22 protein-coding genes are annotated in these 22,584 nt (G+C 62.4%); 11 read left to right on the top strand and 11 right to left on the bottom strand.

Going from position 1 to position 22,584, the window contains the following annotated elements; all coding sequences use genetic code 11:
• Positions 1–37: 37 nt before the first annotated feature.
• From ASD02_RS11030 to ASD02_RS11065, 8 genes are all read right to left on the bottom strand, one after another.
• On the bottom strand, positions 38–706 hold the full coding sequence (locus tag ASD02_RS11030; RefSeq protein ID WP_025428100.1) for an HAD family hydrolase: 669 nt from the start codon (positions 704–706) through the stop codon (positions 38–40).
• Between the two features lie 110 nt (positions 707–816).
• On the bottom strand, positions 817–2,301 hold the full coding sequence (locus tag ASD02_RS11035; protein ID WP_025428101.1) for a mannitol dehydrogenase family protein: 1,485 nt from the start codon (positions 2,299–2,301) through the stop codon (positions 817–819).
• Positions 2,302–2,341: 40 nt separating this feature from the next.
• Positions 2,342–3,115 (bottom strand): L-iditol 2-dehydrogenase, encoded by a 774-nt coding sequence (locus tag ASD02_RS11040; protein ID WP_025428102.1) that lies wholly within the window; start codon positions 3,113–3,115, stop codon positions 2,342–2,344.
• The gene (locus ASD02_RS11045; protein ID WP_025428103.1) at positions 3,112–4,113 is read right to left on the bottom strand and encodes an ABC transporter ATP-binding protein; all 1,002 of its coding nucleotides are present in this window, start codon (positions 4,111–4,113) and stop codon (positions 3,112–3,114) included. The genes ASD02_RS11040 and ASD02_RS11045 overlap by 4 nt, the downstream gene beginning before the upstream one ends.
• A gap of 11 nt (positions 4,114–4,124) precedes the next feature.
• Entirely contained in the window at positions 4,125–4,955 is an 831-nt protein-coding gene (locus tag ASD02_RS11050) for a carbohydrate ABC transporter permease (RefSeq protein ID WP_025428104.1), read from the bottom strand.
• A 5-nt stretch (positions 4,956–4,960) separates the two neighbouring features.
• Complete coding sequence (locus ASD02_RS11055; protein WP_025428105.1) at positions 4,961–5,833, bottom strand: sugar ABC transporter permease; 873 nt, start codon at positions 5,831–5,833, stop codon at positions 4,961–4,963.
• A 143-nt stretch (positions 5,834–5,976) separates the two neighbouring features.
• Positions 5,977–7,287, bottom strand: coding sequence for a sugar ABC transporter substrate-binding protein (locus ASD02_RS11060; RefSeq protein ID WP_025428106.1), 1,311 nt, complete (start codon positions 7,285–7,287; stop codon positions 5,977–5,979).
• A 209-nt stretch (positions 7,288–7,496) separates the two neighbouring features.
• Entirely contained in the window at positions 7,497–8,450 is a 954-nt protein-coding gene (locus ASD02_RS11065) for a sugar-binding transcriptional regulator (protein ID WP_025428107.1), read from the bottom strand.
• Positions 8,451–8,762: 312 nt separating this feature from the next.
• Between ASD02_RS11065 and ASD02_RS11070 the strand changes: the two genes are divergently transcribed.
• Together ASD02_RS11070 and preA are read left to right on the top strand one after the other, a co-directional pair.
• Positions 8,763–10,124 carry an NAD(P)-dependent oxidoreductase gene (locus tag ASD02_RS11070; protein ID WP_057206520.1) on the top strand — a complete coding sequence of 454 codons (1,362 nt, stop codon included), beginning with the start codon at positions 8,763–8,765 and terminating at the stop codon, positions 10,122–10,124.
• 20 nt (positions 10,125–10,144) lie between these two features.
• A complete protein-coding gene (gene preA, locus ASD02_RS11075; RefSeq protein ID WP_025428109.1) occupies positions 10,145–11,458 on the top strand; it encodes an NAD-dependent dihydropyrimidine dehydrogenase subunit PreA in 1,314 nt (437 codons plus the stop codon).
• Between the two features lie 54 nt (positions 11,459–11,512).
• Here the strand turns inward: preA and ASD02_RS11080 are convergent, their stop codons facing one another.
• Positions 11,513–12,535 carry an NAD(P)-dependent alcohol dehydrogenase gene (locus tag ASD02_RS11080; protein WP_025428110.1) on the bottom strand — a complete coding sequence of 341 codons (1,023 nt, stop codon included), beginning with the start codon at positions 12,533–12,535 and terminating at the stop codon, positions 11,513–11,515.
• A 106-nt stretch (positions 12,536–12,641) separates the two neighbouring features.
• Between ASD02_RS11080 and ASD02_RS11085 the strand changes: the two genes are divergently transcribed.
• From ASD02_RS11085 to ASD02_RS11100, 4 genes are all read left to right on the top strand, one after another.
• Positions 12,642–13,541, top strand: a complete 900-nt coding sequence (locus tag ASD02_RS11085) for a LysR family transcriptional regulator (RefSeq protein WP_025428111.1) — start codon at positions 12,642–12,644, stop codon at positions 13,539–13,541.
• A 128-nt stretch (positions 13,542–13,669) separates the two neighbouring features.
• Positions 13,670–13,828 carry a VOC family protein gene (locus ASD02_RS39725; RefSeq protein WP_143347943.1) on the top strand — a complete coding sequence of 53 codons (159 nt, stop codon included), beginning with the start codon at positions 13,670–13,672 and terminating at the stop codon, positions 13,826–13,828.
• 139 nt (positions 13,829–13,967) lie between these two features.
• The gene (locus ASD02_RS11095) at positions 13,968–15,644 is read left to right on the top strand and encodes an adenylate/guanylate cyclase domain-containing protein (RefSeq protein ID WP_057206555.1); all 1,677 of its coding nucleotides are present in this window, start codon (positions 13,968–13,970) and stop codon (positions 15,642–15,644) included.
• A gap of 48 nt (positions 15,645–15,692) precedes the next feature.
• Entirely contained in the window at positions 15,693–16,622 is a 930-nt protein-coding gene (locus ASD02_RS11100; RefSeq protein WP_051509177.1) for a DMT family transporter, read from the top strand.
• A gap of 12 nt (positions 16,623–16,634) precedes the next feature.
• Here ASD02_RS11100 and ASD02_RS11105 read toward each other — a convergent pair whose 3' ends face one another.
• Complete coding sequence (locus ASD02_RS11105; RefSeq protein ID WP_025428115.1) at positions 16,635–17,288, bottom strand: TetR family transcriptional regulator C-terminal domain-containing protein; 654 nt, start codon at positions 17,286–17,288, stop codon at positions 16,635–16,637.
• Positions 17,289–17,573: 285 nt separating this feature from the next.
• Here ASD02_RS11105 and ASD02_RS11110 point away from each other — a divergent pair, with 285 nt between their 5' ends.
• Positions 17,574–18,824 carry a Zn-dependent hydrolase gene (locus tag ASD02_RS11110; RefSeq protein ID WP_025428116.1) on the top strand — a complete coding sequence of 417 codons (1,251 nt, stop codon included), beginning with the start codon at positions 17,574–17,576 and terminating at the stop codon, positions 18,822–18,824.
• An 82-nt stretch (positions 18,825–18,906) separates the two neighbouring features.
• Complete coding sequence (hydA, locus tag ASD02_RS11115) at positions 18,907–20,361, top strand: dihydropyrimidinase (RefSeq protein WP_025428117.1); 1,455 nt, start codon at positions 18,907–18,909, stop codon at positions 20,359–20,361.
• Positions 20,362–20,459: 98 nt separating this feature from the next.
• Here hydA and ASD02_RS11120 read toward each other — a convergent pair whose 3' ends face one another.
• Complete coding sequence (locus tag ASD02_RS11120) at positions 20,460–20,873, bottom strand: cupin domain-containing protein (RefSeq protein WP_025428118.1); 414 nt, start codon at positions 20,871–20,873, stop codon at positions 20,460–20,462.
• A gap of 121 nt (positions 20,874–20,994) precedes the next feature.
• Here ASD02_RS11120 and ASD02_RS11125 point away from each other — a divergent pair, with 121 nt between their 5' ends.
• The 3 genes from ASD02_RS11125 to ASD02_RS11135 are packed head-to-tail and all read left to right on the top strand — an operon-like array spanning position 20,995 to position 22,584.
• The gene (locus tag ASD02_RS11125; protein WP_025428119.1) at positions 20,995–21,786 is read left to right on the top strand and encodes an ABC transporter ATP-binding protein; all 792 of its coding nucleotides are present in this window, start codon (positions 20,995–20,997) and stop codon (positions 21,784–21,786) included.
• A 43-nt stretch (positions 21,787–21,829) separates the two neighbouring features.
• Positions 21,830–22,252, top strand: a complete 423-nt coding sequence (locus ASD02_RS11130) for a GNAT family N-acetyltransferase (protein ID WP_225906277.1) — start codon at positions 21,830–21,832, stop codon at positions 22,250–22,252.
• The gene (locus tag ASD02_RS11135) at positions 22,249–22,584 is read left to right on the top strand and encodes a hypothetical protein (RefSeq protein ID WP_025428121.1); all 336 of its coding nucleotides are present in this window, start codon (positions 22,249–22,251) and stop codon (positions 22,582–22,584) included. The genes ASD02_RS11130 and ASD02_RS11135 overlap by 4 nt, the downstream gene beginning before the upstream one ends.

The raw sequence follows: 22,584 nt of genomic DNA on the forward strand, positions 1-22,584 counted from the left end.
TTCCCATCAAATCGATTTCGACTTGAGGAATTATGCACTATTGGCGGACAAACTGTAACAATTCGCCCATGTCGTCAAACAGCACGTCGGGGTCGAGCTTGGCGAGTGTCTGTCGATGACGGTCGCTGCGCGCATGTCCGCCACCGGCGAAGGCAAAGGCCCGCATGCCAGCGGCGTGCGCGGCTTCGATGCCGGCCGGACTGTCTTCGACGACGATACAATCCTTGGGTGCATAGCCCATCTCCCGGCTCGCCAGCAGAAACAGGTCGGGCGCCGGTTTGCCATGTTTGACCATCGTTGCAGAGAAGATGTTCGGCTCGAAAAGATCGATCAGACCGGTGACGGTCAGCGACAGCCGGATGCGTTCCGGCTGGCTGGACGAGGCGACGCAACAGGCGACGCCAAGGTCTTCGACCGCCCGGCGAATACCGGCGATCGGCTGCAACTCCGTACGGAAACGCTGATAGAGCCGCGTGCGCATTTCTTCGAGAAAGGCGTCGTCTGTCGCCAGGCCATATTCGTCGTGAAGTATGGCAGACATGCTTTTCAGGCTGCGCCCGAGAAACCGTTCGGTCGCCTCCTCCGTGGTCATCGACACGCCTGCCGCCGCCAGGACGTCGACCAGGACTTCGAGCGAGATCGGCTCGCTGTCAACCAGCACGCCATCGCAATCGAAGATCACCAACCTGGACGCGCCGTCGGCCATAACACCCTACCCCTTACAGCGCCGCGCATCTTTTAAGACGCGCCAACGTCGCTGTAACTCTTTGAATTGCTGCGTAATTTCATCCTTAAATCGGGCCCCGTTCTAAGGAATTATGCAGTAAGCTTGCCGTCCAGATAAAGCTGGAGCGTAGCGCGCGTACCTTTTTCCCAGAGGGTTTTCAATGCGTGGGTGAAGCGCTTGCGGAAGAGATCGGATTGGGCGACCTCGCCGAAAATGTCCGACAGCGCCAGAAAAGCCGTCGGATCCTGCCTTGCGGCACGGGCTGCCGCCTGAAGCCGTTCGGCGTTCTGGTCGTTGAAGACAATCTGCTTGCCGCTATCGGTCGTGCCGTCGAAGTAGCGGCACCAGAGCGCTGACACCAGCGCCAGGCCGACGACGTCTTCGCCCCGCGCCAGCCGGTCGGCCGTCGAGGGCAGGATGAATTTCGGCTGCCGGTTGGAGCCGTCCTGTGCAAGCCGCGGGATCGTGTCGCCGATCTTCGGGTTGGAAAAGCGCATCTCGATCAGCTTGTAATAATCGCCGAGATCGGTGTTCGGCACCGGCGGAATGACCGGAATGATCTCGTCATGCTCAAGCTTGGCGAGAAAATCACGGATCAGCGGCTCCTCCATCGCCTCGTGGACGAAATGAATGTCGAGCAGGGCTGCGGGATAGGCGATTGCCGCGTGGCCGCCGTTGAGGATGCGGATCTTCATGTGCTCATAGGGCGCTACATCGGGCACGAACTGCACGCCGACCTTTTCGAGCGCCGGGCGTCCCTGCGGAAAATGATCCTCCAGCACCCATTGCTTGAACTCTTCGCAAAACACCGGCCAGCCATCCTCGATCTCGTAATCGGTTGCGACGATGCCGATTTCGCGTGCGCCCGTGGCCGGCGTTATGCGGTCCACCATGCCGTTCGGAAAGGCGATATTGGCGTCGATCCAGTCGGCGAAATCAGGATCGAACAGCCGGGCAAGGCCTGAAACCGCAGCGTGGGTCACCTCGCCATTGCCCGGAATGTTGTCGCATGACATCACCGTGAACGGCGGAATTTGTCCGTCGCGGCGTGCCTTCAGACCGGCAACGATCAAACCGAAGACCGTCTTCGGCGCGGCGGGATTTTGCGCATCGTCAACGATGGCCGGGTGGGTCGGATTAAAAACGCCGGAGGCTGGATCGATGAAATAGCCGCCCTCGGTGATCGTCAGCGAAACAATGCGGATCGCCGGGTCTGCAAGCCTGGCGACGATGCCAGCGACGTCGCCGGGCCTGAGATAGTCGATCATCGCGCCAGTCACATGCGCGCCGGTGCGGTTGTTGTCCTGCTCGACCACCGTCGTCAGGAAATCCTGCGCCGCGAGCTTTGCCCGCATTTGTTCATCGGAGGGAAGGACCCCGGCACCGACGATCGCCCAGTCATGGTCGTGCCCGGCATTGAAGAGATCGTCGAGATAGACGGCCTGATGGGCACGGTGAAAATTGCCGACACCGAAATGCACGATACCGGCTTTCAGATCGGCGCGATCGTAGCTCGGCACGCCGGCCTTGGCCTTCACTGCGTCGAGCGCGGCAAGAGAAAGTTTGGTCGTCATGGTCTCGTTTCCTTATCGAGGCATCGTCCGGAGACGGGCCTCAGCTCATCCAGTTGCCGCCATCGACGTTGTAGGTCTGCGAAACGACGTAATCGCTCTCGGCAGAAGCGAGGAAGATCGCCATGCCCGTGAGATCCTCGGCCGTTCCCATGCGCCCATAGGGGACTTCCGCTCCCGCGAGCCTCTTCTTCTCGCCGCGCGGGCGGTTCTCGTATTTGGCAAACAGTGCGTCGACGCCGTCCCAGTGCTCGCCATCGACGACGCCGGGCGCAATGGCGTTGACGTTGATGCCGTGCTTGATCAGGTTCAGCCCCGCCGACTGGGTCAGGCTGATGACCGCTGCCTTGGTGGCGCAATAGACGGCGACCAGCGCCTCGCCGCGCCGGCCTGCCTGGCTCGCCATATTGATGATCTTGCCGCCCCTGCCCTGGGCGATCATCTGTTTGGCAGCCGCCTGCATCGTGAACAGCGTCCCCGAAACATTGATCGAAAACAGCCGGTCATAGCTTTCACGCGTGATCTCGACGATCGGCGCGAGATCGAAGAGCGCGGCGTTGTTGACGAGGATATCGAGACCACCGGCCTCGGTGACAACCGATGCGATCGCCGCGTCGATGGAGTTCTGCTGCGTCACATCCATCTCGACGGCATAGGCGCTCGGGCCGATTTCCGATGCGGTCTCACGCGCCCGCGCCAGATTGATGTCGGCAATCGCCACTGTGGCGCCTTCTCGCACATAGGCTTCGGCGAAGGCACGACCGATACCCCGCGCGGATCCGGTGATCAGCGCGCTTTTCCCGTGAAGACGTTTCATCGAACTGCCAGTCCCTTGTCGTCGAACCTGTGGACGCGCTGGGCGTCGGGCGTCAGGAACACCCGGTCCCCGTGGGCGACGGCGAAATCGCCGCTGACACGCGCGGTCATCGTTCCGATATTGTCGACGTTGACGTGCAGGAAGGTGTCCGAGCCCAGGTGCTCGGCAACGCCGACCGTGCCGGCCCAGGTGCCGTTTTCCGTTGAAAGCACCAGATGCTCGGGCCGGATGCCCATAGTGTGCGCCTGGTAGGCGGTAGCCGGCGCACCGGAAACGAAGTTCATCCGCGGCGACCCGATGAAGCCCGCCACGAAGAGATTGTCCGGCTTGTGATAGAGGTCGAGCGGCGAGCCGACCTGCTCGATGCGCCCCCGGTTGAGAACCACGATCTTGTCGGCCATGGTCATGGCTTCCACCTGATCGTGGGTGACGTAGACCATGGTCGTCTTCAGATCCTGGTGCAACTGGCTGATTTCGAGCCGCATGTTGACGCGCAGTGCTGCGTCGAGGTTCGACAAAGGCTCGTCGAACAAAAAAGCTTTCGGCTGGCGCACGATCGCGCGGCCGATGGCGACACGCTGGCGCTGGCCGCCGGAAAGCTGGCGAGGCTTGCGGTCGAGATAGTCGGTCAGGTTGAGCACACGCGCTGCGTCGGCCACCTTCTTGTCGATGACAGCCTTGTCCTCGTTCGCCATCTTCAACGGGAAGCCTATGTTCGAGCGCACACTCATATGCGGATAGAGCGCATAGGACTGGAACACCATCGAAAGTCCACGTTGCGCTGGCGGCAGCTCGGTGGCGTTCTTGCCGTCGATGACGATCTCACCATCGCTGACATCCTCTAGCCCGGCGATGAGCCTGAGCAGCGTCGATTTTCCGCAGCCCGACGGGCCGACGAAGACGACGAACTCGCCATCGTCAATATTGAGGTCGATCGACGGGATGACGGCATGGGCGCCGAAGACCTTCGAGACGTTTCTGAGTGTAATGTTTCCCATTGTCGTATCCCTTATTTGACCGCGCCGAAGGTGAGGCCGCGCACGAGCTGTTTCTGCGAGAACCAGCCGAGTATGAGGATGGGGGCAATCGCCATGGTCGAGGCCGCCGAGAGCTTGGCGTAGAACAGGCCTTCGGGGCTCGAATAGGAGGCGATGAAGGCCGTGAGCGGCGCCGCCTTCGCGGCGCTGAGGTTCAGCGTCCAGAACGCCTCGTTCCAGGCAAGGATGATGTTGAGGAGCAGCGTCGAGGCGATGCCCGGGATCGCCATCGGCGTCAGCACATAGATGATCTCCTTGGACAGCGATGCTCCGTCCATGCGTGCCGCCTCGAGGATCTCGCCGGGGATTTCCTTGAAGTAGGTGTAGAGCATCCAGATGATGATCGGCAGGTTGATCAGCGTCAGCACGATGACGAGGCCGGTGCGGGTATCGAGCAGGCCGGTGTTGCGGAACAACAGGTACATCGGCACGAGCACACCGACCGACGGCATCATCTTGGTGGAGAGCATCCACATCAGCACGTCCTTGGTGCGCTTGGTCGGCGAGAACGCCATCGCCCAGGCAGACGGGATGGCGATGATCAGGCCGATCAGCGTCGAGCCGAAGGAGATGACGACCGAGTTCATGAAGTGCAGGAAGTAGTTCGATCGGCTCTGGACCTCATGATAGTTCTCCGTCGTCCAGTCGAAGAAGAACAGGGACGGCGGCGAGGCGATCGCCTCTGCCTCGGTCTTGAAGCTCGTCAGGAACGTCCACAGGATCGGGAAGAAGATCAGGATGCCGATCGTCCAAGCGACGACCGTGACGACGATCTTTCTTTGGGTGGAGACAGTGCGTGCCATCGGTATCAAGCCTCCAGCGTCTTGCCGATCATGCGCATCAGGAAGAATGCGACGATGTTGGCGAGGATGACGGCGATGATGCCGCCGGCGGATGCGCCGCCCACGTCGAACTGCAGCAGGGCCTGCGCATAGACGAGGAAGGTGAGGTTCGTGCTCTGCGTGCCCGGACCGCCATTGGTCGTCACCAGGATTTCCGCAAAGACCGAGAGCAGGAAGATCGTCTGGATCAGGATCACCACGGTGATCGCACGAGAAAGATGTGGCAGCACGAGATAGATGAAGCGGCTCCAGGCGCTGGCGCCGTCCATCTGGGCTGCTTCCTTCTGCTCTTCATCGAGCGATTGCAGCGCCGTCAAAAGGATCAGCGTCGCAAAGGGCAGCCATTGCCAGGCGACGATGAGGATCACCGACATCAGGGGTGCATTGGCGAGAAAGTCGAAGGGCTGCAGTCCGAAGAGCTTGGCCAGCCAGGCGAACAGCCCGTTGACCGGGTTCATGAACATGTTCTTCCACACCAGCGCGGCGACGGTCGGCATGATCAGGAACGGCGCGATCACCAGGATGCGCACGATCCCCTGACCGAACATCGGCTGATCGAGAAGAAGCGCCAGCGCAATGCCGCCGACGACGGTGATGAAGAGCACGCCCAGCACGATGGCGAGCGTGTTGAAGATCGCCTGGAAGAAGGCGGGATCGGTGAGGAAGTAGCTGTAGTTCGAAAAGCCCGCGAACTCCTCCATTCCCGGCATCAAGAGATTGTAGCGCAGGAACGAGAAGTAGATTGTCATGGCCAGCGGAACGATCATCCAGGCCAGAAGCAGAAGCACCGAGGGCGCGATCATCAAACGCGCGGCGGAGCGGGTGTGCAAGGTCGCCATGGCGTCCCCCCAAATGACGGAATTCAACGCTGTTTCGAGATCGGGTCGGGCCAGCGCGTTTACCCGCGTGGGCCCCTTGACTGCCTCCAGGAATTACCGGGGCGCCAACCATTTGCGGCCGGCACCCCGGGCCCTTGGGAGCCTTATTTGATGTAGCCGGCCTTGGTCATCTCACGCTCGGTCAGTTGCTGGGCGCTGGCAAGCGCCTGGTCGACGGTCATCTGACCGGCAAGAGCCGCCGCGAACTGCTGCCCGACTGCTGTGCCGAGCCCCTGGAATTCAGGGATCGCCACGAACTGCACGCCGACATAGGGCACCGGCTTGACGGCCGGGTTCTTGGGGTCGGCTGCATTGATCGAGTCGAGCGTCATCTTCGCGAAGGGCGCTGCCTTCTGGTACTCAGGGTTGGCGTAGAGCGATGTGCGCGTGCCCGGAGGAACGTTGGCCCAGCCTTCCTTGTCGGCAACGAGCTTCAGATAGTCCTTGCCGGTTGCCCAAGCGATGAACTTCTCGGCCGCGGCCACCTTCTGCGAACCGGCGGGGATGGCAAGATTCCAGGCCCAGAGCCAGTTTCCGCGTTTGCCGAGGCCAGTGTCAGGTGCAAGCGCGAAGCCCACCTTGTCGGCAACCGTCGATTCCTTCGGGTTGGTCACGAACGAGGCCGCAACCGTCGCGTCGATCCACATGCCGCATTTGCCGGTCTGGAACAGCGACAGGTTTTCGTTGAAGCCGTTCGAGGATGCACCGGGCGGTCCGGCGTCATTCATCAGCTTGACGTAGAAGTCGAGCGCGTTCTTCCATTCCGGCTGGTCGAACTGCGGCTTCCAGTTCTCGTCGAACCAGCGGGCGCCGAAGGCGTTCGCGGTTGCGGTCAGGAAGGCCATGTTCTCGCCCCAGCCCGCCTTGCCGCGCAGGCAGATGCCGTAGACTTCGTTGCCCTTGTCGGTGATCTTGCGCGCCGCGTCGGCGATGAAGTCCCAGGTCGGCGCGTCGGGCATGGTCAGCCCGGCCTTTTCGAACAGGTCCTTGCGGTACATCACCATCGAGCTTTCGCCGTAGAACGGTGCGGCATAGAGCTTGTCGTCTATGGTCAGGCCCGAGCGGATCGCCGGCAGCAGGTCGTCGACGTCGTAGTCGGCGCCGAGATTGTCGAGCGGCATAAGCCAGCCCTGCTTGGCCCAGATCGGCACTTCGTAGGTGCCGATGGTCATGATGTCGTACTGGCCACCCTTGGTGGCAATATCCGTCGTCACGCGCTGGCGCAGCACGTTTTCCTCGAGTGTCACCCACTCGAGCGTAATGTCCGGATTCTTGGACGTGAATTCATCCGCCAGCTTCTGCATTCGGATCATGTCGCCGTTGTTCACGGTCGCAATGGTCAGCGTTTCTGCTTGGGCCAGACCTGCCAGAGCGACTGCCGAGCACGTGCTCAGCAGGAAAGTTCTCAAATTCATCGACTTCCTCCCAGAAGAAATTGAGCATTTGCCTTGCTCATGAGCAATTACTCACTTCTTGTGAAAAAATGTCAATCCGCTTTCGTTGCTGCGCTGCAACCAGAGCCGTTATGAATCTGTTTTGATTGCGGATTTTTTATCAGCAGGTGGTGATATGAACGCCAAAGGGCCGGCGCATGGCCGGCCCTTCCCAAGCAGAAACGCTGCGATCAGGCGTTGAGCAGATAGGCGGCGGTCGCCTCATCGGTGATAATGCCGTTGATGATCCGCCCCTTGAGCGCGGCCTTCAGCGCCTCATATTTGCGCCGCCCCTTGGCAAGCCCGATCACCGACGCATTGTCGCGCGATGGCAGAGGAACGGAGGCGACACGGTCGTTGAAACTGCCCGCCAGCAATGCGCCGTCGTGGTCAAACATCCAGCCGCAGATTTCCCCTGCGGCGCCGGACTTCGTCAGCTGCCCCATCTCGTCCTGCGACAGAAATCCGTCCTGGCAAAGCGGCGCCTCGGGGCCGAGTTCGCCGACACCGACAAAGGCGACATTCGCCTCCGCGCCCAGCTTCAACGCCACCTGGACGAGGCTCTGGCTGTGCAGCACCGCGCGCTCCTCCGGCGAGGAGGCGAGAACCGGCAAAGGCATCGGGAAATGCCGCGCCTTGACGGCATCGGCCATGCTAAAGATGACGTTGTAATAGGCGGCCGAGCCGTCGAGCCTGATATTGCCAGTCAAGGACACGATGCGATGCTGCGGACATTCCATCGCCGGCAATTGGTCGATCGCCGCCTTCAGGGTCCGGCCCGTACCGATCGCCAGAACCTGGGGCTCGGTTAATTTGAGCCAGCGCTCGATCTCGGCGGCCCCTGCCTCGGCGATGCCGACCGTGGTCGAACTCGATCCGGGATCGCTCGGAACCACGTCCACATGCTTTAGCTCGTATTTTTCCCGAAGCCGTTCGGCAGCCTCCAGGCATGCGGCAATCGGATGATCGAGCCTGACCTTGATCAGGCGCTCCGCCATGGCAAGCGAAACCAGCCGCTGGGCCGATTGGCGCGAAATGCCCATGACCGTGGCGATCTCGTCCTGGGTACGGCCGGCGACATAGTATAACCAGCCCGCGCGGGCAGCATCATCAAGCCTGTTGTTCGCCTCAGCCCGTCGCGCCATGCCACTTCTCCATTCCCCCGCGATCGCGATGTTTTGGGTCGAATCAACTCAAAACATCGCGATCGCTTCCCCTAAGTTAGAGCGGGATGCGGGCGGAAAACCGCACACACTTTTCCTCATCCCGCTCTGATTTGCTGCCACTATTTGCCCTGCCCTGTCAAACAGCAGTCAAGAACAATGGCTTGGCAGGTCTGCAGCAAATCCCCGGATCGCAAGGCTTTCCCAGCATTTCGATGCCAAACTTTTACCGTTTGATAAAAAAATAAAGCGTGTTACCGTTCCATCATCCTGAGAAAACATTGGGAGCCAAAAATGGGAACGACGCAATCTGGGATCCTCGGCGGCCGCCTGCCGCTCGCGGACTACGAAACCAATTTCTCCGACCTCCATCCAGCCCTCGACAGGCACGAGGCATTGGTCGCCTCCGACCGCTGTTATTTCTGTCATGACGCGCCCTGCATGACGGCCTGTCCCACCTCCATCGATATCCCGCTGTTCATTCGGCAGATATCGACGGGCAACCCCATCGGCTCGGCAAAGACGATCTTCGACCAGAACATCCTGGGCGGCATGTGCGCCCGCGTCTGTCCCACCGAAACGCTCTGCGAGCAGGCCTGCGTGCGCAACACGGCTGAGGAGCGTCCGGTCGAGATCGGCCGCCTCCAGCGCTATGCGACCGATATCGCGATGAAGGAGAACAAGCAGTTCTACACCCGCGCTGCGACCTCCGGCAAAAAGGTTGCCGTCGTCGGCGCCGGGCCAGCGGGGCTTGCCTGCGCCCACCGCCTTGCGGTCAAGGGCCACGAGGTCGTCATCTACGATGCCCGTGAGAAATCCGGCGGCCTCAACGAATACGGCATCGCCGCCTACAAGTCCGTCGACGATTTCGCCCAGAGCGAGGTCGACTACGTGCTGTCGATCGGCGGCATCGAAGTCCGCCACGGCCAGGCGCTCGGCCGCGATTTTTCGCTTGGCGATTTGACCGAACAATATGACGCCGTCTTCCTCGGTCTCGGCCTTGCCGGCGTCAACGCGCTGCGCCTCGAAGGCGAAACCGCCGAGGGCGTAGACGACGCCGTCGATTTCATCGCCGCCCTTCGCCAGTCGAAGACCAAGGCCGACATTCCGGTCGGTCGCCGGGTCGTGGTTCTCGGTGGCGGCATGACCGCCATCGACGCCGCCGTCCAGGCCAAGCTGCTCGGCGCCGAGGAAGTGACGATCTGTTATCGCCGCGGCAAGGAGCACATGAACGCGTCCGAGTTCGAGCAGGACCTGGCCACCTCCAAGGGCGTCACCATCCGCCACTGGCTGCAGCCCAAGCGCATCGCGCTCAAGGACGACAAGGTCGCCGGGATCGAACTCGAATACACTACGCTCGTCGATGGAAAGCTGACGACGACGGGCGAAACGGGTATCATTGCCGCAGACCAGATCTTCAAGGCGATCGGTCAGTCCTTCGAGGCGTCCGGCCTCGGATCGCTCACGTTCGAAGCCGGCCGCATCGTCACCGATGCCGAAGGCAAGACCTCGCTCGCCAATGTCTGGGCCGGCGGCGACTGCGTGCTGGGTGGCGAGGACCTGACGGTCTCCGCCGTCGCCATGGGCCGCGATGCCGCTGAAGCGATCAACCGGGCTTTCGCCGCGGCCATGCCGCGCGCGAGCGCCGTTGCATAACGGATCGGGAGAACGGAACAATGGCTGATCTTCGCAACAATTTTGTCGGCATCAAATCCCCGAACCCGTTCTGGCTGGCGTCCGCGCCGCCGACGGACAAGGCCTATAACGTCGAGCGTGCCTTCAAGGCAGGCTGGGGCGGCGTCGTCTGGAAGACGCTCGGCGAGGAAGGACCGCCTGTCGTCAACGTCAACGGCCCGCGCTACGGCGCGATCTGGGGCGCCGACCGCCGGTTGTTGGGCTTCAACAACATCGAGCTCATCACCGACCGCGACCTTTATGTGAACCTGCGGGAAATGAAGCAGGTCAAGATGAACTGGCCGGACCGGGCCCTGATCGCATCGATCATGGTGCCCTGCGAGGAAGAGGCCTGGAAGGCGATCCTACCGCTGGTCGAAGAAACCGGCGCCGACGGCATCGAGCTCAATTTCGGCTGTCCGCACGGCATGTCCGAACGCGGCATGGGCGCCGCTGTCGGACAGGTGCCGGAATATATCGAAATGGTCGTTCGCTGGTGCAAGCAGTACACGCGCATGCCCGTCATCACCAAGCTGACGCCCAATATCACCGACGTCCGCAAGCCGGCCCGCGCCGCCAAGGCCGGCGGCACCGACGCAGTGTCGCTGATCAACACGATCAACTCGATCGTCTCCGTCGATCTCGACAACTTCGCCCCGAACCCGACGGTCGGCGGCAAGGGTACCCACGGCGGCTATTGCGGCCCGGCGGTCAAGCCGATCGCGCTCAACATGGTCGCCGAAATCGCCCGCGATCCGGAAACCTACGGCCTGCCGATATCAGGCATCGGTGGCATCACCACCTGGCGCGATGCGGCCGAGTTCCTGGTGCTTGGCGCCGGCAACGTGCAGGTCTGCACCGCGGCAATGACCTACGGCTTCAAGATCGTCCAGGAAATGATCTCCGGCCTGTCCGACTGGATGGATGCCAAGGGTCACCGCAACCTCGACGACATCACCGGTCGCGCCGTGCCGAATGTCACCGACTGGCAGTACCTCAACCTCAACTACATCGCCAAGGCCAAGATCGATCAGGATTCCTGCATCAAATGCGGTCGCTGTCACATCGTCTGCGAGGACACCTCGCACCAGGCGATCACCCAGTTCGTCAACGGCGTGCGCCACTTCGAGGTGATGGACGACGAGTGCGTCGGCTGCAACCTCTGCGTCAGCGTCTGTCCCGTCGAGAACTGCATCACCATGGAAGAACTGCCGGCAGGCGCCATGGACCAACGCACCGGCAAGCCGGTCGATCCGAACTATGCCAACTGGACGACGCATCCGAACAATCCGATGGCCCGCCAGGCAGCGGAATGACCAAAACCGACGCCGCCGGATTCTTGTCCGGCGGCGTCGGGAATTGGTGTTCGATCAGACCGCGACCACCACCTTGCCGAAGGCGCCGCGATCGAGATGCGCCAGTGCCTCGCGGAAATCCGCAAACCGATAGCGCGCATCGACCACAGGCTTCAGACCGGTTTGATCGACAGCCGCGACGAGGTCCTCAAGCGCCCGGCGATGGCCGACGCCGATGCCCTGGATGACAGGCGATTTCAACAGCACCAGCGGCGCCGGCGCCGAGATCTCGGCGCCTTCGAGCACCCCGATGACCGAGATCCGTCCCTGCACCGCCACCGCATGCAGCGACCGGCCGAGATTGGCGCCACCGGCAAGCTCCAGGATATGATCGGCGCCGTGATCGCCGGTGATCTCAAGCACACGCTCCACCCAGTCTTCCGACAGGCGGTCGATGCCATGGTCGGCACCGAGCTCGAGGGCGCGATCGAGCTTGTCCCGGCTTGCCGACGTGACGATGACTTCGGCCCCATGCGCCTTGGCGATCTGCAACCCGAACAGCGCGACACCACCCGTCCCCTGCACGACGACGCGGTCGCCGGCCTTCGGCCGCCCCTTCTCGACCAGCGCGTACCAGGCCGTTACACCGGCGCAGGGCAAGGTGCTTGCCTCGCCATCGTCAAGGCTCTTTGGCGCATGGACGAACCAGTCTTGCGGGAACGTGACATATTCCGAAGCAACGCCCGGATTGAGACCGCCGAGCGCAAACGACGTCGGTTGACGGGCCGTTCCCGGCTTTTGACCGTCGATCCAGCTGGGGTCGAAGACGGAAATGACCCGATCGCCGGCCTGAAAGCGCGTCACGTCGCTGCCGACCGCCTCGACGACGCCGGCCATGTCGGAGCCCGGCACGAAGGGGAAGACGAGCGGCATGCCCATGCCGTTTTCGAGCACCAGCTTGTCGCGAAAGTTGAGCGAAAAGGCGGTCGTGCGAACCAGCACCTCGCCCGGCCCCGCCTGTGGGATCGGCCGCTCCGTGAGCTTCAGGTTCTGAGGGCCGAACGCATCGATGGTCCATTCCTTCATCAGTCTCGCCATGGTCTTTCCTTTCATCGGATTTGATCTGATGGAGAAAGCATAGCGTTGAAATTATCTCTCCAGTTGCGATATGATTTCGTCATATTGGTTCCATGAGGGATACAAGATGAGCTACCTGAACGGCGTTTCGGTGTTCGTGGAGGCGGCCGACGCGGGCGGATTTTCCGCCGCCGCCGAAAGGCTCAACCTGTCGCGTTCAGCCGTCGGCAAGACCGTCGCCAAGCTGGAGCAAAGGCTGGGCGTGCGCCTGTTTCATCGCACCACCCGCACCCAGAGCCTGACCGACGAGGGTCAGCTGTTCTACGAAAACTGCCAGAGGGCGCTCAGCGAAATCAGAGCCGGCGAGGCGCTGCTGGAATCCGGCAAACAGGAGATACAGGGACGGCTGCGCCTGTCGATGCCGGTGCATTTCGGCCGCCAATGCATCATGCCGTTGCTGTCGAAACTGCTGCAGCAACATCCACGGCTGGAGTTCGACCTCAACTTCAGCGATCGCAACGTCGACCTTGTCGAGGACGGCTTCGATCTCGCCATCCGCACCGGCCCGCAACGGGATGAGCCCGAACTGATGATGCGCAAGATCGCCGACCAGCGCATGACCGTGTGCGCCTCCCCGGCCTATATCGAAGCGAATGGCGCACCGGAGACGATCGAAGACCTGACGGCGCACCAGGCGATCCTCTATCGGCGCAGCGGACAACCTCTCGCCTGGTCCTTTCCAGTGAAGGCCGGCCAGACGCAGACCGTCACGCCGCCGGCGCGTCTGCGGCTCGACGACCTGACGTCGATCGCCGACGCGGCGGCCGACGGCTTCGGCATCGCCTGGCTGCCTTGCTGGCTGGTGGGCAACCGCATCGCTTCCGGCTCGCTCGTGCAGATACTCGCCGATGTGCCCGCTCTGTCCTACGGCACCTATGTCGTCTGGCCGAAAACCCAATATATGCCGCCAAAGCTGCGGCTGCTCATCGATACCCTTGCCGCGCGGCTGCCGCCCATGATGGAATGACGCCAACGGCTATCCCTGTTGCGAGCGGAGGCGTCGGAAGCCAAGCAAGGAGGCAACGCGCCGGCAGCACCGTCTTCGCCCCGTTCAAGCGCGACACCGACTGTTTCGGCCAAAGCCAACAGATGTGGATGCTGAACTTCCGCGTCGACGCCATGACGGAGCAGCTTCGTACTGCGGGCATCGAGGTGACAGCCGACCCGCAAACCTATCCGAACGGCCGCTCCGCCAGGCTCTACGACCCCGAAGGCAACCCGATCGAGCTTTGGCAGCCGAACCCCGCCGAATAGCGCCAGTGGCCAATGACGCGCAAGACACGATAACGAAACAGATTGTGTAGAAAAGGTAAGTTGTCGGCGTATGCGATCTGGATAATAAAGGGGGAAATAACCGAAGCCGGTGTTTCGCCGGCAGAGCTGGGCTCGCTATTTGACGATCATTTCCGCCAATAGACGCAAGCGCATTCACCTCGTTTCCGGGGCAGTGCTTGGTACGTTCATCCTTGCCCATTTTCTCAACCATTCGCTCGGACTGATCTCCATCGATGCCATGGAGTCCGGCCGCAAGGTCTTCAACGTCGTCTGGCACAGCGTGCCCGGCACGGTGCTGCTCTATGGTGCGCTGCTTGCGCATTTCATGATGGCACTCGATAGCCTGTATCGCCGCCAGACGCTGCGCATGCCGATGCGCGAAGCGCTCAAGATCGTCTTCGGCCTCAGCCTGCCCTTCCTGCTGCTGGGCCACGTGACCGCCGCACGGGTCGAACCGCTTTTGACCGGAGTGGAGGCCGATTATCCCGGCATGCTGCGGGCGCTCTGGTCCAGCTGGACCAATGCCACTCGCCAATCTCTCGCCCTTTTGCTCGCCTGGAGCCACGGCTGCCTCGGCGCCTGGTTCTGGATGCGCGGACGGACCTGGTTTCCGCGCTACGAGGTCCTGCTCTACACGATCGCGATCCTCGTGCCGATCTTCGCGCTTCTCGGCTTCTTCAGCGGCGCCCGCTCGGTCGAGCGCGTCTATGCGGAGCATGGCGGCTATGGCGACAGCGCTGAAGCCAAGCCGGCCTTCGATGTCGACCTGCTCGAGAATATCCGGCTCGGTCTCTATCTCGGCTTTGCCGGGCTGATCGTCGGCACGTTTGCCCTGCGCGTCCTGCCCAAGGGTGGGCGCATCCGCGTGCGCTACCCCGATGGCCGTGTCGCCACCGTCAATCTCGGCTTCAGCGTGCTGGAGGCAAGCCGCGCCGCCGGCATCCCGCATGTCTCGGTCTGCGGCGGTCGCGGCCGCTGCTCTACCTGCCGCGTGCGCGTGATTCAGGGTCTCGAAGGCCAGCCGGGGCCGGAAGATGCCGAGCTGACGACGCTGACACGGATCGGCGCACCCGACAATGTCCGCCTTGCCTGCCAGTTCCGTCCGATCCACAACGTCACCGTCGTGCCTATCCTCGATACCGACAGCATCGGCATCAAGAAGCAGCTGGTGCGCCAGGATGGCGAGGGGCGCGAGCGGCGTATCGCCGTGCTCTTCTGCGACCTGCGCGGCTTCACCAGCATCGCCGAGCATAAGCTGCCCTTCGATACGGTCTTCCTCCTCAACCGCTATTTCGAGATGGTCGGCGAGGCGGTGGAGGATTCCGGTGGGGTCATCGACAAGTTCATCGGCGATGGCGCGCTGGCAATCTTCGGCCTGAAGAACTCGTTTACCGAGGCCTGCCAGCAATCGCTTGCAGCCGCGGTGCGCATTTCCAAGGGCATCGATGCTCTCAACCAGACCTTCCAGGGCGAGCTCGACGAGCCGCTGCGGATCGCGATCGGTATGCATGCCGGCCCAGCCATCATCGGCGAGATCGGCTATGGACAGGCGACGTCTCTGACTGCCGTCGGCGATACCATCAATACGGCAAGCCGGCTCGAAGGCCTTGCCAAGGAACACGACGCCCAACTCGCCGTTTCGGCCGAGCTCGTCAATCGCGCCGGTGTGGTGATGGAGGCGCACAAGCGGCTCGACATCAGCCTTCGCGGACGCCAGGCGACCCTCGAAACCTGGATCGTCGAAGATGCCGGCGATATCGCCAAGGCCTTGCAACCCTCACCCGCTCCGGCTTAGGTGTATGGGCGCTCGCTCGAGTCTTCAGCACCGGATCCGGAAGCCAGCATGAAACAGGATGTCTCGCCGAAAACGGCGCACCAGAGCCACGCCAAGGGCGTCGAAAAGCTCAAGGCGCATCTGGCGATGCTGACCTTTTCGGCGCTCATCGCCGGTTCCTTCTCCTTCGGCGGATTGGCGGCACAGCACATGGGCGCCGGCCCGCTGACGCTCTGGCGCTATCTCTTGACCGTCGTGGTGCTTGGCGTGCTCACCTTCGGTTACGCCAGGGTGCCGTTTCGGATCCCCAGGCAGTTGTGGCGCTTCCTCATCCTCGGCGGGCTGATCGCCGTCTACATGCTGACGATGTTCAAGGCGCTGGAATTCACCGACCCGGTGTCGACGGGCGCCGTCTTCACGCTGATGCCGCTCTTGAGCGCGGGCTTTGCCTTTCTACTGCTCAGCCAGCACACCCGTCCCGGCGTGCTCGCAGGCCTGATCATCGCAGCACTTGGCGCCGTCTGGGTGATCTTTCGCGCCAACATCCAGGCAATCCTCGCCTTCGACATCGGCCAGGGCGAGCTGATCTTCTTCGTCGGCGTCATCTGCCACGCGATCTACGTGCCGCTGATCCGCAAGTTCGACCGCAAGGAAAACCCCTTCGCCTTCGGCTTCTGGGTTGCCGCCTGCACCGTGCCGTGGCTGCTTGTACCCGGCGCCGCAGGCCTTGCCAGCACCGACTTTCCAAGCCTGCCGGCCATCGTCTGGATCGCCGTCGCATATTTGGCCGTCGTCACCACCGCGATCACCTTCCTCCTGCTGCAATACGCATCCCTGCGCCTGCCATCGTCGAAAGTGCTCGGCTACGGCTATCTGACGCCCAGCTTCATCATTCTGCTTGAGGGCATTCTCGGTCACGGCTGGGTCAGCCTGCCGGTTCTCGCCGGGGCACTGACGACGGCCTGCGGGCTGGCGTTGATGGCATTGCTGCCGGATTGATCCCAACGGCGCTCAGGCGGCAGGCTGTTCGCTCACCTGCAGCCCGTCGACGAACAGGCGCTCGAGAAACCGCGCCGCATCCTCGAACCGACCCTCGCCGGAATTGCCCTGCCCGAGCACGGCGCGCACCTGCACGTCGAAGTCGGCATAATGCTGCGTCGTCGACCAGATCGCGAAGATCAGGTGGTAGGGGTCGCATTTGGCGATCTTGCCGGCTTTGGTCCAGGCGCGGATGACCTCCGCCTTCTCATCGACAAGCTCCTTCAGCGGCCCCTTGAGTTCGTCTTCGATATGCGGCGCGCCTTGCAGGACCTCATTGGCGAAGAGCCGGCTTTCGCGCGGGAAATCGCGCGCCATCTCCAGCTTCCGCCGGATGTAGCTGCGGATCTCGGTAACCGGGTTTCCCTCGGCGTCGAAGGCACGCAACGGATCAAGCCAGGTATCGAGCACGCGATCGATCAGCGCGCGGTGCATCGCTTCCTTGGTGCGGAAATAATAGAGCAGGTTCGGCTTCGACATGCCGGCCACATCGGCGATCTGATCGACGGTCGCGCCGCGAAAGCCGTTCGCCGAAAACACCTCCAGCGCTGCCTCCAGAATGCGCTCTTCCTTCTCCTCCTGGATGCGTGTACGCCTCTGGGTCTTGGCCGCTCTCGGAAGTACCATTTCGCCCCCTGCAGGTGCCTGCGCGTTCATCCGCACAGGTCGTATCTGCCCAAATTTCGGCGCCGCCATCTTTTCGGGCAACAACTTCGTTTTTTTGTTTTTCCGACTTGAGTGCCGCAACGGAAGTTGTAATGTTTTACCAACCGGTCAAATTATCAGCCAGTTCGCCAGCAAAGGCAACGACTGATCGAAGGGCACCAGAAAAAACCAAGCCTGGATTTGACCAAGGGAACGTGAGGGGCATGCACCACCCAAGGTGCCGCCCAAAAAAATGAGGAGACCGCCGTGGCAGCACCTGGCGAGAACATGCGCGTCAATGCCGACCGCCTGTGGGATACGTTAATGGACATGGCCAAGATCGGCCCGGGCATCGCCGGCGGCAACAACCGCCAGACGCTGACCGACGAGGATGGCGAGGGCCGCAAGCTCTTCCAGTCCTGGTGCGATCAGGCCGGCCTGACCATGGGCGTCGACACCATGGGCAACATGTTTTTCACCCGGCCCGGCACCGACCCGGATGCCCTTCCTGTGTATGTCGGCTCTCATCTCGATACCCAGCCGACCGGCGGCAAGTTCGACGGCGTGCTCGGCGTGCTCTCGGGCCTCGAGGTCGTGCGCTCGATGAACGATCTCGGCATCAAGACCAGGCACCCCATTGTCGTCACCAACTGGACCAACGAGGAAGGCGCGCGCTTTGCGCCGGCGATGCTCGCCTCCGGCGTTTTTGCCGGCGTGCACAGCCAGGAATTTGCCTACGCCCGCAAGGACCCGGAAGGAAAGGCCTTCGGCGACGAACTGAAGCGCATCGGCTGGGTCGGCGACGAAGAGGTCGGCGCCCGCAAGATGCACGCTTATTTCGAATATCACATCGAGCAAGGCCCTATCCTCGAGGCCGAAAACAAGGATATCGGCGTCGTCACCCATTGTCAGGGCCTGTGGTGGCTGGAGTTCACACTGACCGGGCGCGAGGCGCATACCGGCTCGACCCCGATGAACATGCGCGTCAATGCCGGCCTGGCCATGTCGCGGATCATCGAGATGGTTCAGGGCGTGGCGATGGAAAACCAGCCGGGCGCCGTCGGCGGCGTCGGTCAGGTGGTCTTCTCGCCCAACTCGCGCAACGTGCTGCCTGGCAAGGTCGTCTTCACCGTCGATATCCGCTCGCCCGACAAGGCCAAGCTCGACCGCATGCGCGCCAAGATCGAGGCGGAAGCGCCTGAGATCGCCGATGCGCTCGGCGTCGGCTGCTCCGTCGAGGCCATCGGCCACTTCGAACCGGTGACCTTCGATCCGAAACTCGTCACTGCCGTGCGCAACGCCGCCGAAAGGCTCGGCTACAGCCACATGAACCTGATCTCAGGTGCCGGACACGATGCCTGCTGGGCAGCCAAGGTCGCGCCCGCGACCATGGTCATGTGCCCCTGCGTCGGAGGCCTCAGCCACAACGAGGCGGAGGACATCTCAAAGGAGTGGGCCGGCGCCGGCGCCGACGTCCTCTTCCACGCCGTCGTTGAAACGGCCGAAATCGTCGAATGAGTTTGCGGGCGGGACGAAAGTTCCGCCCTTTTTCGTGGCGGCCCAAGGGCCACCGGAAGCACAATCGCGAGGATGAAAATCAATGAGCACTGTCATCAAGGGTGGAACCATCGTCACCGCCGATCTGACCTACAAGGCGGACGTGAAGATTGAAGACGGCAGGATCATCGAGATCGGCCCGGACCTCAAAGGCGACGAAACGCTCGACGCCAGCGGCTGTTTCGTCATGCCCGGCGGCATCGACCCGCACACCCACCTCGAAATGCCCTTCATGGGTACCTACTCTTCCGACGATTTCGAAAGTGGCACCCGGGCAGCACTCGCCGGCGGCACGACCATGGTCGTGGATTTCGCCCTGCCCTCGCCCAACCAGTCGCTGCTCGAAGCGCTGGATATGTGGCACAACAAGTCGACCCGCGCCAACTGCGACTATTCCTTCCACATGGCGATCACCTGGTGGAGCGAGCAGGTCTTCAACGAGATGGAGACCATCGTCAGGGACAAAGGCATCAACACCTTCAAGCACTTCATGGCCTATAAGGGCGCGTTGATGGTCGACGACGACGAGATGTTCTCGTCCTTCCAGCGCTGTGCCGGCCTGGGTGCGCTGCCGCTCGTCCACGCGGAAAACGGCGACGTGGTTGCCCAATTGCAGGCGAAGCTGCTGGCGGAAGGCAACAACGGCCCGGAGGCGCATGCCTATTCGCGGCCGGCCGAAGTCGAGGGCGAGGCAACCAACCGGGCGATCATGATCGCCGACATGGCGGGCAGCCCGGTCTACATCGTCCACACCTCCTGCGAACAGGCGCATGAAGCAATCCGCCGAGCCCGCGCCAAGGGCATGCGCGTCTTCGGCGAACCGCTGATCCAGCACCTGACGCTCGACGAAACCGAATATTTCAACAAGGACTGGGACCACGCCGCCCGCCGCGTGATGTCGCCGCCGTTCCGCAACAAGCTGCACCAGGATAGTCTCTGGGCCGGCCTCGCATCCGGTTCGCTGCAGGTGGTCGCGACCGACCATTGCGCCTTTACCTCAGAGCAGAAGCGCTCCGGCGTCGGCGATTTCACCAAGATCCCCAATGGCACCGGCGGGCTTGAAGATCGCATGCCGATGCTGTGGACCCACGGCGTCAACACCGGCCGCATCACCATGAACGAGTTCGTGGCCGTCACGTCGACGAACATCGCCAAGATCCTCAACATCTACCCGAAGAAGGGCGCTGTTCTCGTCGGCGCCGACGCCGACCTGGTGGTCTGGGATCCGAAGCGGTCGAAGACGATCTCGGCCAAGAACCAGCAGTCGGCGATCGACTACAACGTCTTCGAGGGCAAGGAAGTAAAGGGCCTGCCGCGTTACACGCTGACGCGCGGCGTCGTCGCCATCGAGGAAAACACGGTCAAGACGCGCGAGGGCCATGGCGAATTCGTCCGCCGCGATCCGTTCCCGGCCGTCAGCACCGCGCTCACCACCTGGAAGGAAGTCACCGCCCCCCGCGCCGTCCAGCGCAGCGGCATCCCGGCAACAGGCGTGTGATCCCCGTGCTTCACGGCCTGCACGTCTTCCCACCACTCTGTCCCACCGGACATGTTCCGCCGCACCGGCGGGACGCTTCGGCGCGTTTGCTGGTCGCGTCACCCGGGCACGAGAGCGTCAAGCTCCGGCAAGAGGACGACGCTTTCCTGCCCATTGGGGTCGGTGCGGGCGATCACGGCCGAACAGGGTGCATCGGAGAGGTTTGCCGGCAGGTGCGGCACGCCGGCCGGAATGTAGAACATCTCGCCGGCGCGAACGACGGCATGCTCCTCGAGCCGCTCGCCGAACCAAGTGTGCGCCTCGCCCGACAGCACGTAGATCGCCGTCTCATGGTCCTCGTGCAGATGCGCCTTGGCACGGGCGCCGGGCGGGATTGTCAGGAGGTGCATGCAGATGCCGGTCGCCCCAACGGTTTCCGCCGCGATGCCCTCGAAATAGCTGAGCCCCTGCTTTCCGGCATGTCCGCTGCCGGGGCGAACCACGCGACAGCCAGGATTGGATGATCGAGACATGACTGTTCTCCAGAATTCCCTGAAAAACCAGCAGCAAACGGCTCCGCTTACAAATCCGCGATTGCATGTTGCCGGTCCGGATAGCAGTCTGACACAGCCAAGCCAGAATGAGTATTCGCCGATGACGTCCAATACCGCATCCGTGGTTTCGGCCCGGGACCTCTGTCTGACCTTCGAGACCGCCGACGGCCCGGTGAACGCCCTGACCGGCGTCAATCTGGATGTGACCAAGGGGGATTTCGTTTCCTTCATCGGCCCCTCCGGCTGCGGCAAGACGACGTTCCTGCGCGTCATCGCCGATCTGGAAAAGGCGACCTCCGGTACGATCACCGTCAATGGCATGACGCCCGAGGAAGCGCGGCGGCAACGCGCCTACGGCTATGTCTTTCAGGCGGCCGCCCTCTATCCCTGGCGCACCATCGAGAAGAACATCGCCCTGCCGCTCGAAATCATGGGCTACAACAGGCAGGAGCAGAAGGCGCGCATCGACCGCACGCTGGATCTCGTCAACCTCGCCGGTTTCGGCAAGAAATACCCATGGCAACTGTCGGGCGGCATGCAGCAGCGCGCGTCGATCGCCCGCGCGCTTGCCTTCGACGCCGATCTTCTCCTGATGGACGAGCCCTTCGGCGCGCTTGACGAGATTGTTCGTGATCATCTGAACGAGCAGCTGTTGAAGCTCTGGGCCCGTACCAACAAGACCATCTGTTTCGTCACGCATTCCATTCCCGAAGCGGTCTATCTCTCCACCAGGATCGTGGTGATGAGCCCTCGCCCCGGCCGCGTCACCGACATCATCGAATCGCCCTTGCCGCGAGAGCGCCCGCTCGGCATTCGCGAAACGCCTGAGTTTCTCGAGGTCGCCCATCGCGTGCGCGAGGGCCTGAGAGCGGGGCACAGCTATGAGGAATAGCGGGGCGTCTTCGACCATTTGCCGTCCTGCAACACGGGCCGACATGAGTGCCTGCGCCGACATTCTCAACCGCTGGATCGACGCGACGCCGTGGATGCCGCGGATACACCAGCATGCCGACGTCGAGCGATATTATCTCGAGACGGTCTTTCCCGAGCGGACCGTGATCGTTGCCGAGCGCAACGACCGGGTCGCAGGCTTCATGGCGCTCTCAAGTGATCATTATGTAACGGCGCTTTATGTCGACGACGTCCACCGCGGCGTGGGCGTCGGCAGCAATCTGCTCAAGACCGCGAGGTCGCTGTCCGCAACAGAGTTGAACCTCTGGACCTTCGAGGCAAACGGCAACGCCCAGCGCTTCTACGAACGCCAGGGCTTCTCTGCCGTAAGCCGCACCGATGGCGACAACGAGGAAGGCCTGCCTGACATTCTCTACCATTGGCGTGGAGCGGGGGTACGGCCATGAACCTTGCCTATGTCCTCTGGCTGCTGCTTGCCACGACCATTTTTCTCGGCGGCGCGACGGCTTCGCGCGCCTATGTCTCCAACAGCCATGTCGGCGTGCTGGTTCTGGCCCTCGGGCTCTACATGGTCGGCAACATCATCATGGTGAAGCTGATGCGCGACGGCGGGCTTGGCCTCGCAATCTCGTTGTCAGCCATCGTGCAATTGGTTCTCGTCAACATCATTGCCTTTGCCGTCTTCGGCGAAAAGCTGAGCCTCACCCAGGCGGCCGGCGTCATGCTCGGCATCGCCGCCATGGGCCTGATTTTGCTGCCGGCAAGCGGAAAGGCATGA

Source organism: Ensifer sp. Root1252, from assembly GCF_001425885.1.
Classification (GTDB): Bacteria; Pseudomonadota; Alphaproteobacteria; order Rhizobiales; family Rhizobiaceae; genus Ensifer; species Ensifer canadensis.

Coding starts and splice junctions, on each gene's coding strand:
- ASD02_RS11065 (WP_025428107.1), bottom strand. CDS start 8,450: ATGGCGCGACGGGCTGAGGCGAACAACAGGCTTGATGATGCTGCCCGC.
- ASD02_RS11040 (WP_025428102.1), bottom strand. CDS start 3,115: ATGAAACGTCTTCACGGGAAAAGCGCGCTGATCACCGGATCCGCGCGG.
- ASD02_RS11120 (WP_025428118.1), bottom strand. CDS start 20,873: ATGTCTCGATCATCCAATCCTGGCTGTCGCGTGGTTCGCCCCGGCAGC.
- ASD02_RS11030 (WP_025428100.1), bottom strand. CDS start 706: ATGGCCGACGGCGCGTCCAGGTTGGTGATCTTCGATTGCGATGGCGTG.
- ASD02_RS11070 (WP_057206520.1), top strand. CDS start 8,763: ATGGGAACGACGCAATCTGGGATCCTCGGCGGCCGCCTGCCGCTCGCG.
- hydA (WP_025428117.1), top strand. CDS start 18,907: ATGAGCACTGTCATCAAGGGTGGAACCATCGTCACCGCCGATCTGACC.
- ASD02_RS39725 (WP_143347943.1), top strand. CDS start 13,670: ATGCTGAACTTCCGCGTCGACGCCATGACGGAGCAGCTTCGTACTGCG.
- ASD02_RS11035 (WP_025428101.1), bottom strand. CDS start 2,301: ATGACGACCAAACTTTCTCTTGCCGCGCTCGACGCAGTGAAGGCCAAG.
- ASD02_RS11105 (WP_025428115.1), bottom strand. CDS start 17,288: ATGGTACTTCCGAGAGCGGCCAAGACCCAGAGGCGTACACGCATCCAG.
- ASD02_RS11130 (WP_225906277.1), top strand. CDS start 21,830: ATGAGTGCCTGCGCCGACATTCTCAACCGCTGGATCGACGCGACGCCG.
- ASD02_RS11085 (WP_025428111.1), top strand. CDS start 12,642: ATGAGCTACCTGAACGGCGTTTCGGTGTTCGTGGAGGCGGCCGACGCG.
- ASD02_RS11100 (WP_051509177.1), top strand. CDS start 15,693: ATGAAACAGGATGTCTCGCCGAAAACGGCGCACCAGAGCCACGCCAAG.
- ASD02_RS11060 (WP_025428106.1), bottom strand. CDS start 7,287: ATGAATTTGAGAACTTTCCTGCTGAGCACGTGCTCGGCAGTCGCTCTG.
- ASD02_RS11125 (WP_025428119.1), top strand. CDS start 20,995: ATGACGTCCAATACCGCATCCGTGGTTTCGGCCCGGGACCTCTGTCTG.
- ASD02_RS11050 (WP_025428104.1), bottom strand. CDS start 4,955: ATGGCACGCACTGTCTCCACCCAAAGAAAGATCGTCGTCACGGTCGTC.
- ASD02_RS11055 (WP_025428105.1), bottom strand. CDS start 5,833: ATGGCGACCTTGCACACCCGCTCCGCCGCGCGTTTGATGATCGCGCCC.
- ASD02_RS11045 (WP_025428103.1), bottom strand. CDS start 4,113: ATGGGAAACATTACACTCAGAAACGTCTCGAAGGTCTTCGGCGCCCAT.
- preA (WP_025428109.1), top strand. CDS start 10,145: ATGGCTGATCTTCGCAACAATTTTGTCGGCATCAAATCCCCGAACCCG.
- ASD02_RS11135 (WP_025428121.1), top strand. CDS start 22,249: ATGAACCTTGCCTATGTCCTCTGGCTGCTGCTTGCCACGACCATTTTT.
- ASD02_RS11080 (WP_025428110.1), bottom strand. CDS start 12,535: ATGGCGAGACTGATGAAGGAATGGACCATCGATGCGTTCGGCCCTCAG.